Genomic DNA, 13,087 nt, shown 5'->3' with positions numbered 1-13,087 from the left:
TCAAAAGAAGAATTTGATACGAATATTGAAGTAATTAAATAACAAGCGGAGAGCTTGTTATGATATTATACAACAATGATACAATTTTATTTTTAAAGTTTTCTTAGCAATATCACAAAATGAAACTTATTTTTGCTGGTATATAAAAAATGTAAAAGATTTGATACAACGTATTCAAACCGTTTATTTATTACTTGCAGCGCTTGCCTCTTTAGGCTTGCCGTATGCCTTTAGCCTATATGCAGATGCTACGGGTGAAGCTGTATGGGCTGCAGATGAGGTACTTTATATTACTCTTTTTAGTGTAAGTGCTGTACTCTCATTTATTTCCATATTTTTATGGAGCAAAAGACAAAACCAATTCGTCTTAGGACGTCTTAATATCTTATTAAACTTTGTTTTATTAGGTGTATTGGTATATCGATCACAAATCTTATCTGGAGGGACGGCGGTTCTTGAGAAGGGTATTGGGATGATCATTCCGCTTGTTTCTATCGTTTTACTAGTCTTGGCAAACAAGGCAATCAAGCGCGATGAAGATCTTGTAAAATCTGTAGATAGATTACGATAGACTTATAAAATCTTAGTTTTATTAGTGCGTAGAAGCCTCCTTTTAATCTTGGGAGGCTTTTTTTATGGCTTGTTTTTTGGCGATGAATGGAGGATGTAGCTGCTATTATACTAGTTGCCATTAAGATGGAAGAAATTAAATTGCGGTGGTTATAGTTCTATGTACGCTTTCGCGAAAGCGTATTTACATTTCAAATCAAATAACTTTACAAACACAAAACGAGCTTGTAATATCTCTCCATTAAACCTTTTCATAAAAACTGCGTCTTAACATAAGGACTAACCAACTCTCTCTTTATGAAAAATCTTATCGCAACGCTCTTACTTATGGTAATTGTTCTTTGCTCTTGTAGCACTACAGATGATGAGCAGTATACTCCAATAGATGATAATCAACTAGCAGAATTAAACTTACCTGAGGATTATTTTAACTATGCAAATATTGAACTTCCTGATTACTATACAGAGAGTCAATTTCCTGATCAGTTCCAGTTTCAGGCTGTAACGGCTTATGACAACACGCCAAGCAACAACGTAGTTACAGATGCAGGAGCAACACTGGGGAGAGTACTTTTTTATGATAAAAAATTAAGCGCAAATGGTTCAACCTCTTGCGCGTCTTGTCATCAAGCTGCAAACGGTTTTTCTGACGTACGTGTTTTAAGTGAAGGTTTTGATGGTGAATTTACTAGAAGACATTCTATGGGTCTTGCAAATGCTAGATTTTATGCCGACGGACAGTTTTTTTGGGATGAACGAGCACAAACGCTAGAAGAACAAGTATTAATGCCTTTTCAAGATGAAGTAGAGATGGGACTAACCCTCACAGAGCTTGTCCAGATAGTAAATGACCAAGAGTATTACCCACCATTAATGAGTGAAGCCTTTGGAGACGCTACAATTAACACAGACAGAATTTCTAGTGCGCTCGCTCAGTTTGTAAGAAGTATGGTAAGTACCACCTCTAGGTATGATCAAGCGAGAAGTGAAGTTTCTTCTCCTCTTGCTCCTTTTCCAAGTTTTACAACGGAAGAAAACCAAGGAAAACAGCTCTTTTTTATACCTAGAGAACTTACTAATGGTGAGATGGCAAACTGTGCCGCTTGCCATCAAACAGAAGCTTTTGTAGGCCCATTACCTAATATTAATTTTACACTTACTTCTTTTGCTACAACAAATGGCCTAGATGCGACATCTACAACAGACTTAGGTGTAAATGAAGCTACTGGAAATCCTAATGACATAGGGAAGTTTAAAGTGCCTTCTCTTAAAAATATAGGTATAACTCCGCCATATATGCACGACGGTAGATTTCCTACCCTTGAGGAAGTAGTGAGCCATTATAGTTCTGGGATAAAAAATCATTCTAGCCTTATCACTCCTCTCGTAAACTCAAATGGTGAGGTGGGCCAGTTTAACTTCACACAAGCAGAACAAAATGCTCTTGTTGCTTTTCTTAATACACTTACAGATATACAAATGATAAGTGATGAGAAATACAGCAACCCTTTCAACTAAATATCTCCTATTTTATGAAATTTTACTTTTTGAGCTGCTCTTTACTGCTCCTTCTAGGTTGTAGCTCTACAGATGAGACATCAGTAACACAGTCAACAAATGATAACACAGAAAATGCTCCAAACATTTTATTTATTATAGCAGATGATTTAGGAAAGGATGCAATATCAGGATTTACAGAAGGAACCATAAAACCTCTTACTCCTCACATAGATGCCATTAGAAATGAAGGACTCTCTTTTTCTAATTTCTGGTCTTATCCTACCTGCTCCCCTACTAGGGCTTCTATACTTACTGGTAAATACGGTTATAGAACAGGGGTAAAATGGGCTGGTGATGAGATTAATCTATCAGAAAGAAGTTTGCAGCAATATATTACCGAAGAAAGTAGCAATGACTATGCGACCGCTATTATAGGTAAATGGCATCTTTCTGGCAATAGTAGCACCTTTAATCCAGAGGTATTTGGTATTGATTACTACGCTGGACTATTAAGAGGTGAGCCACAAAGTTACTATAACTGGCTACTTACAGAAGATGGAGTGAGCAATATCGAGACAGCGTATGCTACTACAAAATTTACAGACCTAGCTATAAACTGGGTAAATGCACAAGACAAGCCCTGGTTTTTATGGCTAGCCTATAATGCCCCTCACACGCCTTATCACGTACCACCTAGCGATATGCACTCTCAAGGCAACTTGCCACCTTTTACAGATGGAATGGATGAAACACCATACTATATGGCTGCAATAGAGGCTATAGATTTTCAGATAGGGAAACTACTAGATTCTTTACCTGAAGAAGAAAAAGACAATACTGTACTTATTTTTATAGGAGATAATGGCACCCCTAATGAGGTAGCACAAAATCCATATAGCTTCTTTACGGCAAAAGGCTCCCTTAATCAAGGTGGTATAAATGTACCACTATTTATAGCTGGCAAAGGAGTTTTAAGAACAGGTAGTGATCACAACTTAATAACAAGTACAGACGTATTTACCACAATTGCACAACTAGCTGGTGTCTCTAGTAGCAGTATTAATGATAGTAAAAGTTTTAAAACCCTACTGTCACAGTCAGCCAGTATAAGAGATTATCAATATTGTGAAAAAGATGACGGAGTAAACAACCTCTGGACTATAAGCAATGGTGATTATAAGCTTTTCCAAACCATTGATGGCGATGCCCAACTTTATGATCTTACTAGTGATCCTTACGAACAAGAGAATTTATTAAACGGAACACTTACAACTACCCAAAACGCCATAAAAACAGCATTGGAAACCGAACTGAACGGGATAAGAAATTAAGCTCCAGAAGCTACTAAGTTTATTTTTAGCGCAATGAGTTATCGTTACAGAGAATCTTAAGTACGCTTTCGCGAAAGCGGGATCCCCTCCAGAAAAATTGAGCCACCCGAAGATAAAACCATAGCGTCTTAAATAAGTGTATATTTAAGCCAATCAATTAAACAACAAAACAATACAGGCTATCTAGCAATCCCGGTCGTTACCGGGAGCTTCGCTTGGTTTTAAAGTGGCCAGTTGTACAACGAGCTTTACAAATTAAAACCAAGAGTGTTTTACTAATCACGTTATCAAAGGCTAGCTTTTGATAAGCTTCGTATTGTAAAAAGAACGTCATTTATTAATGTGTGAATTCAATTTAAATTTTTTTAACCTTATTATAATAGCATCTGTATTTATAGGTTTCACATTTGGGCTACTACTTATTTTCACTAGGCGGATAAATCAAAAGGCTAATGTATTACTGGGCCTAGTAACGTTCATTATTGTTTTTTGGAATATATGGGTATTGAGTATAGATTTTCAAATAACAAATTATCTACCACATTTTTACTTAATACCGTTGAACTATTCATTAGCTCTTGGTCCATTATTATATTTATATGTAAAAAAGACAACTAACTTTAGTTATCACCTTTCTAAGAGAGATAGTATTCATTTCTTGCCTGTAATTATAGAACTATGCGTACATATTATTATTAGTCAAGATGCTCTTTCAAATAATGTTATTGGTATAGAAACAGAAACTTATCTTATACTAATGCCTATTACTCAACTTCTGGCAATTATCTCTATTATAACCTATTGTATTTATGCACTTAGATTAATAAAAACCTATCATTCTTGGCTCAAGAAAAACTATAGTAATAATGATGCATATAGTTTAAGGTGGTTGTACAGATTACTTATCTTATTTGCAATACTTTGGTTTTTATTAGTGCCCTATACGTTTATAGACTATATAATCTATGATTTTCAATTAGATATAAGTGACTATTACCCTATTTATATGCTACTCTCTATTATAACAATTTGGATTAGTGCAGAAGCATTTTTAAGACCTGAAATAATTTTACTTGAGGCTAACAAACAAAATGATATTTACAAGACTAAATCATCTCAAGAAACCACAAAAAGTCCCTCTGAAGAAATATTAACCAAAGCATCTTGGCTTAAAGAACAGATGGAAACTAATCTTTTTTACCTTAATTCAGAATTAACATTAAAGTCTCTGGCTGATAATCTCAATATACATCCCAATTTATTGTCCAAAATAATAAACGATGGCTTAGGTAAAAACTTTTCTGACTTTGTAAATGAATATCGTGTAAATGCCATTATTGATAAATTACACAGTGATAAATACAATCATATAACGCTATTAGGAATGTCTTATGAATGCGGTTTCAATTCAAAAACTACTTTTAATAGGGTTTTCAAAAATATTACGGGCGTAACTCCTATATATTATAAAAAGTCAATAAAAAGTACCCCTAAGAAGGATTAAAATTAGTGCCATTCTATAATATGGGGCTTTTGATACTTTACTTAAGTACTAGATTTGATGAATATTTCAATCAAAAATCAAATAACATTTATGAACTCAAACTATTACTTAGTGCTCCTTGCTTGTTTAATAATATCTTGCAAAGGTAGGACGCAATCAACCGCAAAAAATTCTCAAACAAATGAAATAGAGAATTTGCATTTTACAAAAGTTGACTTTAAAAAAAATAAGCCTACATCAAATAATTATTCAAACAGTTTTACTCTCAATAAAGATAAATTTCTCAGCATTGACTTTACCTTAGAAAAACCCCTTATTGAAAGTATTAAACTGCTAGCACCACACTTATCACAAGATCAATTATTAAATAAGGGAAATTTTCAGTTTTCATTTTTAGTTGATGGTGAAGTAATTTATGTAGAAAACCTAAACAAGGGAGCAGGAACAATAGACTCAAAAACTACGCAACTCAAACATTTAGTACCATTAGTGTATCCTACACAAATTGACTTTTGGGGTTGGTTTATGTGGTCAAAGTTTATGAAACTAGGAGGAGGTCAAGATGTTCTTCTAGAAGGCAATCATTCTTTAAATATCGAAGTAAGACCATATATAAAAGAAGATACATTAAAGATAGGCGAGATTCTTGCAAAAGGTACTATTAACACACAAGCCTTTATAGATAAAAGCTTAGTACCCGTTCAAAAAATACAACCTGATAGTGGCTGGGAATTATCTAATGATACTTACAACAGTACTAAAATAGAAGCTCTAAACAAAAAAATTGCACAAGGACGTTTTGAAGATATTAATGGCATAGTGGTTATAAAAGAAAATAAGCTTTTAATAGAAGAATACTTTAATGGTGAAAACAGAAATAGCTTGCACGACCCAAGATCTGTGGGTAAAACTATTGCTTCAACAATCATGGGAATTGCAATTGAAGAGGGTTTCATAAAAAACGAAAACGTCTTATTAAAAGATTTTTACAACCTAAAGTCTTTTGATAATTATAGCCCTAAAAAAGATGCCATAACCTTAAAATCTCTTTTAACAATGAGTTCTGGGCTTCTTGGTGATGATGCAGACTATAGTAACCCTGGAAATGAAGAAAATATGTACCCTACAAAAAATTGGGTAAAATTTACACTTGATTTACCTATGCAACAAGATAGAACTATAGGAGAAGACTACATTTATTTTACAGCAGGTGTAGTGGTACTAGGAGATGTCATACATCAATCTGTCCCTAGTGGTTTAGTGTCTTATGCAGATAAAAAACTATTTAACCCTCTTGATATAACTGATTATAAGTGGCAATACACACCTCAAAAAGTTGGTAATACCGCTGGCGGGATACAGTTAAGAGCTATTGATTTTGCCAAATACGGACAATTATATAAGAATAATGGAAAGTGGAATGGCAAGCAAATTTTAAGTAAACAATGGGTTAAAAAGAGCTTAGCTAAGCAAGTAAAACGACCAACAGAAAATGGTCACTATGGCTATTTATTTTGGAATAAAGTCTATAAATATAACGACAAAGAATATGAAGCATCTTATTGTAGCGGAAGAGGTGGAAATAAGATTTTTATTTTCAAAAACATCCCATTTGTTATCGTTATAACTGCTTCAGCATATAATAGTCCCAGTGCCCATACTAATGTTGATAAGATGATAAGTGAATATATTTTACCAGCAATAATAGATAAAGATTAACGCCATTTCCCTTCTTTTAATAAGAAAACAAGTTACTCTAGGTGCGCCTGGAGTAGAATCTTAAAACTATTGATCTACAACAATCTATATAGAGTCTTTTAGATCTTATATTAAAAAAGGCTTTCTATTTTAGAAAGCCTTTAAAAGTGAATTTTTTATTTAACAGGTAACAACTCTTCATTTTTTAATGCCGCATCAACATCTACAGTTATATATTTATGACTGTTAAAAAACCTTCCTGAATCAGCAAGTTTTATTGTTGCGACTTTCTTCCCATTACTTTTCTCTTTAATTGAGGTTATTACCACTCTTTGACCCTTAACATTCTCATAATTTGCAATTCCTCCTTTTTTTATAATAAAGTTTGCTCTCGGAAAATTGATATGCTTGTAATTATTATAATCTACAGTACCTATTTGAAAAACATCACCTTCATTAAAATTTGATTGAGGCCCTTGAGCATACAAAGAGACTGAAATAAATAACGCTAAAACTGAACTTAAAATGTAATTTTTCATAATATTAAATTTAATATTGACACTACCTAATTTTGAAGAATCTTCAAAATATCAATACAATAAAATTGATAGTTAAAAATAAGGGTATAATAATTGAAAATAATTTAATAAAAAGTTAAACAACAAAAAACTGAGTTAAAAATCACCTTTGTCTAGACGAGGCTTAACGGTAGCTTTGGGACTCTTGTGATTTGTAATTTTCATCATAAAGATTTCCTCATTTTATGATGGTAATAGCTTGTTTTAAAAGGTTATTTGATGCTGTGATATCGGTGATTTTTCGCGTTCTTACATTTACGCTTTCGCGAAAGCGGGATACTTCACAAAAAAAAGTAAGCAATGCGATGCTAAGGCCTTAACCTCATAAATAAATGTATATTTAAGCCGACAATTAAAAAACAAATTAATAGAGACTTAGCAAGGAATGTACTGGACTTGTATAGAGTAGTAATATCATAACCAATATTTGAGAGAACACTTTAAAATACACAACAAACTAATTAGAAAGATAGCTCTAGACAACTTAAGAGTTTTTGGAGTCATCATTATCTTTTTACCTATTTATTACAAATGGCGTAACGGAACTAATTTTATTTATAATGAAATTTGGCTTTGGATGTTTTTAGGATTTATTGCACTATTGAATATCCCTGTATTAATAATATACCTCAACTATTATTTTGAAAATAAAAACACAATTTTCACTCTAGACAATGAAAAGGAAAAAATTATTATAACTCACTGTGGTATTAAAAAAGCGTATTTAAAAAGTGAGATAAAAAAATCCATCTATCACTTAGGTATTTATTACAAAAATGCACTAGACCGAGGAAGTAGAATGCCAATGCTTATATCTGATTTCGGATATTGGGAACTGGAATTTGAAAATGGAGATAGATACTATTTGACAAATATTTTGCACGATTTCATTCACGGCACACCAAAAGTCGCTAATACTAAATATAGATTTCGATTTTATCCATACATAAAAAGAAATGACAGTAAACAAGCTATAGACTTAGATAAAATAAAAGTAAAGAACTAAATCACAGTTTTACTTAGTTATGAAATAACTAAAAATGAAGAAAACCGGCAGTGGTTAAATTAAAGTCTAAGCACATAACAGAACTTAATTCTAAGATTAGAAAATCTACTAAATAATATGAAATTCTACCTAAAAGGCCTTTCCATTTTATTTACACTTCTTTGTTGCAGTTGTACCTGTGACGATTCAATTATTGATACATTTTTACTTTCGGATTTTGAAAAATCATTAATCCCATTTGACAATTATCAAGATTTGTTTTATGTAAATGAAAATGGTGAGCAAGTAAGAGCCACTACTCAACCGCGAACTATTCAAATAGAGAAAGAATCTCGAGGAGCTGAAAGATGCGGATATTGGGAAGTTGAAACTATAACAAATTTCATCAATTTTAGTCAAAATGGGTTTTCAATACAATTAAATATGGAAACGTCTAATGATATTACTTCATTTGATATTAATTATGGTATTCAAAATAGTGATAATACTGAAAATGAATATTTTGAAACTCTAAGAAACCCTTCCAATGAGCAAATTGTTAATATCAATGTAAATGGATTTGAATTTGAAAATGTTTATGTTTTCAATAACAGTTTTTTAAACGAAAACAACACAATTGAGCTTATTTTGTATTCATCAGAAGGAAGAGGAATAGAACTTATAAGTTTTGAAAATGGAAATTACCTGAAGCTAGAATAATACTTTTTACTGACCAAAAACACTTAACAAAAAACAACCCTCTCCAAATTAAAACCCTTCTACCATTCAGCAGGTTATAGAGTATTATTGACTACATACTAATAGAAAGCAAGATTTTATCTAGGGAGCTTTTGTTGATTTTAAAATTTCGCGAAAGCGGAATACCATAACACCACATACACTTATACTTTTTTGCACCTTCTAAGGGACTGATTACCAAAATCTATACTACATCTGAAAATCTGTATAAGAAACCTCCCACTTCTCACTCTTACCTTTGCCCCAGTAATTAAAAACGAAGCAAGATGAAAGATTATCAGTTTGGAAAAAATGGATGGATGCCAGAAAGAATTACAGATGTTAAGGATAAAACCTTTTTAATTACAGGTACTACGAGTGGTACTGGTTATGAAGCAGCAAAAATTTTACTCGCTAAGGGTGCGACTGTTGTAATGCTTAATCGTAATAATACTAAAGCTGCAAATACCATTGCTACTTTAAAACAAGAAGTAGGAGATACTGTTAATGTGTCTAATATCGAGATGGACCTAGCCTCACTTGCATCTGTGAGAAAAGCAGCCGCAGAAGTACTTAAAACAGTACCTCGCATAGATGCCCTTATGCTTAATGCAGCCATTGCCCAAGTTCCCCAACAACAACTTACCGTAGATGGTTTTGAAAGTCAGCTAGGTGTAAATCACTACGGTAATTTCTTATTACAAGGTTTGTTGTTTCCGCTAGTAGAGCAATCTAATGGGCGTATTGTCACCGTAGGTAGTGAAGGATATAAAATGGGTATAAAAACGATACAGTTTAACGATATGAACTGGGATCATAACTATAACCCTAATAGTGTATACAGCCAGAGTAAGCTTGCACAAATTATGACTACCTATGAGTTACAAGACAGACTCAAAAAAGCTGGTAAGACTAATGTAAAAACCTATGCGTGCCATCCAGGTGCCTCACGTACCTCATTAATTAAGACGAGTGGCAGCCTTATGACTCGTTTTGTGTGGCAACTTATGAAGCTATCACCCTTTGTACAATCTGCAGAGAAGGGTGCATATCCAGAACTTATGTGTGCTACAGAGCCAGATCTCAATCAAACTGCCTTTTATGGCCCCACAGGAAGAAACTACTGGACGGGACCCGTGGGTGAATGTACCTTAGAGCCACACGCAAAAAATAAAGAGGTGATGGAGCAACTATGGAAAGTGTCTGAAGAAGCAACAGGCTTTAGCTGGAATTTATAACGTGTTATACAAACATTTAGACTTAAAATTATACTATAACCTTAAGATATGGATATATTAAAAGCCGCAACAGACTGGGCAAAAGCAGAGCTATTTTCTACACCTTTTTTTGTACTCTTTGGGGTGGTGTTTATAGCTGCAAGTATAGGCTTCTGGCAACTGGGAAAAACAGATATTGCAAGAGCATACATTATACCTACACTGGTAGCGGGAGTATTATTAGTCACCATAGGTTTAGGGTTGTTTTTTACAAATAAGGCTAGAATCACACAGTTTGAGACCGCATACCAGCAGGACGCAACAGCTTTTATTACCTCAGAGATAGACCGTACAGAAGCAACCCTTAAGGAGTATACTACAGTTGTGTTTAGAGCTATCCCCATCATAATTATTATAGCTGCATTGCTCATTATATTTGTAAACACACCTAGCTGGCGTGCCATAAGTATCACTACCATAGCAATGCTTATCGTAATCTTACTTATAGATGGTACGGCTTATGCAAGAATAAACGATTATAACAAGCATCTAGTAAGTGCACAAAAGGATAATAGCTACTAGATAGTTAAAATAAAATAGAGATCTAAAACGTTATAAGTAACTTCACAAAAGCGACTTAGTACAATTAGTTTTTTAATATGGAGCATTTTAAAACCTTATCATCATATATTAACTACTTAGGATTACCTCCAGCAGAGCACCCTATGCTTAGTGTTTTTACAACCGTGGGAGATGGATATCTACCTTGTCCAAGAGAAAGCTCCCCTCCTATCACAAATGATTGCTACACCATAAGCCTTAAGAAAATAATAAAAGGTGACTTAACCTATGGTCGCACTAAGTATGACTTTACAAATGGTGCACTCATTTTTATTGCACCTAGACAGGTTCTTCAATGGGATAGTAGTGTGATTTATGATCAAAAAGGTTTTTCTCTTACCTTTCACGAAGACTTTATAAAAGGTACAGAGCTTGTGGCTCAAATCAAGAAATACAACTTCTTTTCTTATAATGTTAATGAAGCACTACACCTCTCACCAAAAGAAGAAAAGCAAATAGAGTCTATCGTAACTAACATAGATACAGAGTATCATAATAATCAAGACGAGTTTAGTAAAGATATTATCATCTCACAACTTAGTACTCTACTTAAGTATGCAAACCGCTTTTATGAACGTCAGTTCTTAAACCGTAAAGAATTCTCTACAGATTTACTAAGTCTATTTAATCAACAGCTAGACACCTATTTTGAAACCGGACAGCTGCAAGAAAACGGCATCCCCAGTATAGAACAAATCGCAGGCAAGCTTTCTGTATCACAACGCTACCTGAGCGACACCCTCAAAAAAGAAACAGGTAAAACCACAACAGAACACTTACAGTTGTACCTAATAGACGAGGCTAAGAACACCTTGCTCAATCCGCAGAAGTCTATCTCTGAAGTAGCTTATGAACTGGGGTTTGAATACCCTCCTTATTTCTCAAGACTCTTTAAAAAGAAAGAAGGCATAAGCCCAAGCCAGTACAGGCAGAAGTATAAAATGAATTAGTATTATATTGTGCTCTATAAAACCCTAAGAGACCTATATTTTGAAATACATTTTACTACTCACATTTGCTATATGCCTAGCAAGCTGCAATTCAAAAGGTGAAACCGGAACCGCCACGACGTATCCAGATGTAAAGGTGGTGGGCGCTATGAAAAACGTGATGTGGAAAGGGGAACTAGAAGGTTCTATATTACTAGATACCATCACAAATAAGAAAGGACTTTATGGCTTAGGCCCTGAGAGTTATCTCACTGGCGAACTTCTCATTGTAAACGGTACTAGCTATCTATCAAAAGTGAACTCAGACACTACAATGACGGTAACGCCTACTTATGAAGTCTCTGCTCCTTTTTTTGTGTATACGAATGTGACAGACTGGTATGAGATAAATCTTCCCGCGTCTGTGAAGACTATAAAAGATATAGAAGACTTTGTAAGTGAACGCACAAAAGAAGCAAAGCGACCATTTGCATTTAAACTAGAGGGTACTGTATCTAAGGCAGAGATACACATACAAAACTTGACTAAAGACACAAAAGTTTCTTCTCCACAAGAAGCGCATCAAGGCCAAACAAATTACACGCTGCAAGACGAAGAAGTAGAAATTATAGGATTTTTCTCTACAATGCATAAGGGTATCTTCACCCATCACGACAGCGACATTCACCTACATCTCATTACAAAAGACGAGTCCAAAATGAGGCATCTTGACAATTTAACTATCGATAATTTAAAGCTGTTCTTACCTAAAAAGTAAATTAATAAGTACCTTTAAAAGAGTTATTAAAACTTAAATTATTATAAATGAAAACATTCCTCCTCCTTATTTGCCTTACTTTTTTAGGTCAACTAGATAGCTTTGCTCAAGAAACTGTTGAGATAGGCGCTTCAGAAAGTATGCTACTCACTGGTAAAGGCCAGGGGCAAGACGGCGTCATAAATCCATATGATGGTAAAGAGTGTTACGCTATCATAAGCAATTCAGGTAGTTCTCACTTTATCTTAAGGATACAACAAGAAGGGAAGATTATAGATACCATCGAGATCTCTTCACACACGCCAGAAAAAATAAAGCTTCTCAAAAATTATGAGCTTTACATAGACGCTGGACCAGAACTTGGAGTTACTGCTACAATTACTTTTGAACCTCTCAAAGAGGATGACAAGTCTGAGAGTAAGTATTAATAAACTGAAATCATACTTATAATTGCTCAATGTATTAAGTTGAGAATTACGCTTTCGCGAAAGCGTAAATACACGCTTCCCACCTCAACTGGTCAATTCATACATAGCTATCTGTCGGCATATATAATAAGCAGCACGTTAATACCTTCACAATAGATATTAAACCTTTGTTATGGGTCGTTGGTTTACTGTGATTATTTAATAATTTAC

The 13,087-nt window shown here is 34.0% G+C and carries 13 protein-coding genes; 12 read left to right on the top strand and 1 reads right to left on the bottom strand.

Annotated features, from left to right (window positions below):
* Positions 1 to 160 precede the first annotated feature (160 nt).
* The 5 genes from Q0948_RS14350 (at position 161) to Q0948_RS14330 (ending at position 6,624) form a co-directional block, all read left to right on the top strand.
* Complete coding sequence (locus tag Q0948_RS14350; RefSeq protein ID WP_035329128.1) at positions 161 to 571, top strand: DUF4293 domain-containing protein; 411 nt, start codon at positions 161 to 163, stop codon at positions 569 to 571.
* A 296-nt stretch (positions 572 to 867) separates the two neighbouring features.
* Positions 868 to 2,088 (top strand): cytochrome c peroxidase, encoded by a 1,221-nt coding sequence (locus Q0948_RS14345; RefSeq protein WP_298353987.1) that lies wholly within the window; start codon positions 868 to 870, stop codon positions 2,086 to 2,088.
* A gap of 14 nt (positions 2,089 to 2,102) precedes the next feature.
* Positions 2,103 to 3,401, top strand: a complete 1,299-nt coding sequence (locus Q0948_RS14340; RefSeq protein ID WP_298353990.1) for a sulfatase-like hydrolase/transferase — start codon at positions 2,103 to 2,105, stop codon at positions 3,399 to 3,401.
* Positions 3,402 to 3,960: 559 nt separating this feature from the next.
* Positions 3,961 to 4,905, top strand: coding sequence for an AraC family transcriptional regulator (locus tag Q0948_RS14335; protein WP_298353993.1), 945 nt, complete (start codon positions 3,961 to 3,963; stop codon positions 4,903 to 4,905).
* Between the two features lie 57 nt (positions 4,906 to 4,962).
* Positions 4,963 to 6,624, top strand: coding sequence for a serine hydrolase (locus Q0948_RS14330; protein ID WP_298353996.1), 1,662 nt, complete (start codon positions 4,963 to 4,965; stop codon positions 6,622 to 6,624).
* 155 nt (positions 6,625 to 6,779) lie between these two features.
* Here Q0948_RS14330 and Q0948_RS14325 read toward each other — a convergent pair whose 3' ends face one another.
* Complete coding sequence (locus Q0948_RS14325; protein ID WP_298353999.1) at positions 6,780 to 7,142, bottom strand: dihydroorotase; 363 nt, start codon at positions 7,140 to 7,142, stop codon at positions 6,780 to 6,782.
* Between the two features lie 466 nt (positions 7,143 to 7,608).
* Here Q0948_RS14325 and Q0948_RS14320 point away from each other — a divergent pair, with 466 nt between their 5' ends.
* The 7 genes from Q0948_RS14320 (at position 7,609) to Q0948_RS14290 (ending at position 12,877) form a co-directional block, all read left to right on the top strand.
* Positions 7,609 to 8,187 (top strand): hypothetical protein, encoded by a 579-nt coding sequence (locus Q0948_RS14320; RefSeq protein ID WP_298354000.1) that lies wholly within the window; start codon positions 7,609 to 7,611, stop codon positions 8,185 to 8,187.
* A gap of 117 nt (positions 8,188 to 8,304) precedes the next feature.
* Positions 8,305 to 8,886, top strand: a complete 582-nt coding sequence (locus Q0948_RS14315) for a hypothetical protein (RefSeq protein ID WP_298354003.1) — start codon at positions 8,305 to 8,307, stop codon at positions 8,884 to 8,886.
* 305 nt (positions 8,887 to 9,191) lie between these two features.
* Positions 9,192 to 10,142, top strand: a complete 951-nt coding sequence (locus Q0948_RS14310) for an SDR family oxidoreductase (RefSeq protein ID WP_298354006.1) — start codon at positions 9,192 to 9,194, stop codon at positions 10,140 to 10,142.
* Between the two features lie 48 nt (positions 10,143 to 10,190).
* On the top strand, positions 10,191 to 10,703 hold the full coding sequence (locus Q0948_RS14305; protein ID WP_298354009.1) for a hypothetical protein: 513 nt from the start codon (positions 10,191 to 10,193) through the stop codon (positions 10,701 to 10,703).
* Positions 10,704 to 10,780: 77 nt separating this feature from the next.
* Complete coding sequence (locus Q0948_RS14300) at positions 10,781 to 11,692, top strand: AraC family transcriptional regulator (RefSeq protein WP_298354013.1); 912 nt, start codon at positions 10,781 to 10,783, stop codon at positions 11,690 to 11,692.
* A gap of 40 nt (positions 11,693 to 11,732) precedes the next feature.
* Complete coding sequence (locus Q0948_RS14295) at positions 11,733 to 12,449, top strand: acetolactate decarboxylase (protein WP_298354016.1); 717 nt, start codon at positions 11,733 to 11,735, stop codon at positions 12,447 to 12,449.
* A gap of 47 nt (positions 12,450 to 12,496) precedes the next feature.
* Positions 12,497 to 12,877, top strand: a complete 381-nt coding sequence (locus Q0948_RS14290; protein ID WP_298354021.1) for a hypothetical protein — start codon at positions 12,497 to 12,499, stop codon at positions 12,875 to 12,877.
* The last annotated feature ends 210 nt before the right edge of the window (positions 12,878 to 13,087 follow it).

This window comes from uncultured Dokdonia sp., from assembly GCF_947496725.1.
Classification (GTDB): Bacteria; Bacteroidota; Bacteroidia; order Flavobacteriales; family Flavobacteriaceae; genus Dokdonia.
Note: the sequence above shows the minus strand (reverse complement) of the source record. Positions and strands in the feature narration are given on the sequence as shown.

Excerpts from the sequence above, each read along its gene's own strand:
- Q0948_RS14305 (WP_298354009.1), top strand. The coding sequence starts at position 10,191 with ATGGATATATTAAAAGCCGCAACAGACTGGGCAAAAGCAGAGCTATTT.
- Q0948_RS14325 (WP_298353999.1), bottom strand. The coding sequence starts at position 7,142 with ATGAAAAATTACATTTTAAGTTCAGTTTTAGCGTTATTTATTTCAGTC.
- Q0948_RS14345 (WP_298353987.1), top strand. The coding sequence starts at position 868 with ATGAAAAATCTTATCGCAACGCTCTTACTTATGGTAATTGTTCTTTGC.
- Q0948_RS14315 (WP_298354003.1), top strand. The coding sequence starts at position 8,305 with ATGAAATTCTACCTAAAAGGCCTTTCCATTTTATTTACACTTCTTTGT.
- Q0948_RS14300 (WP_298354013.1), top strand. The coding sequence starts at position 10,781 with ATGGAGCATTTTAAAACCTTATCATCATATATTAACTACTTAGGATTA.
- Q0948_RS14310 (WP_298354006.1), top strand. The coding sequence starts at position 9,192 with ATGAAAGATTATCAGTTTGGAAAAAATGGATGGATGCCAGAAAGAATT.
- Q0948_RS14340 (WP_298353990.1), top strand. The coding sequence starts at position 2,103 with ATGAAATTTTACTTTTTGAGCTGCTCTTTACTGCTCCTTCTAGGTTGT.
- Q0948_RS14330 (WP_298353996.1), top strand. The coding sequence starts at position 4,963 with ATGAATATTTCAATCAAAAATCAAATAACATTTATGAACTCAAACTAT.
- Q0948_RS14290 (WP_298354021.1), top strand. The coding sequence starts at position 12,497 with ATGAAAACATTCCTCCTCCTTATTTGCCTTACTTTTTTAGGTCAACTA.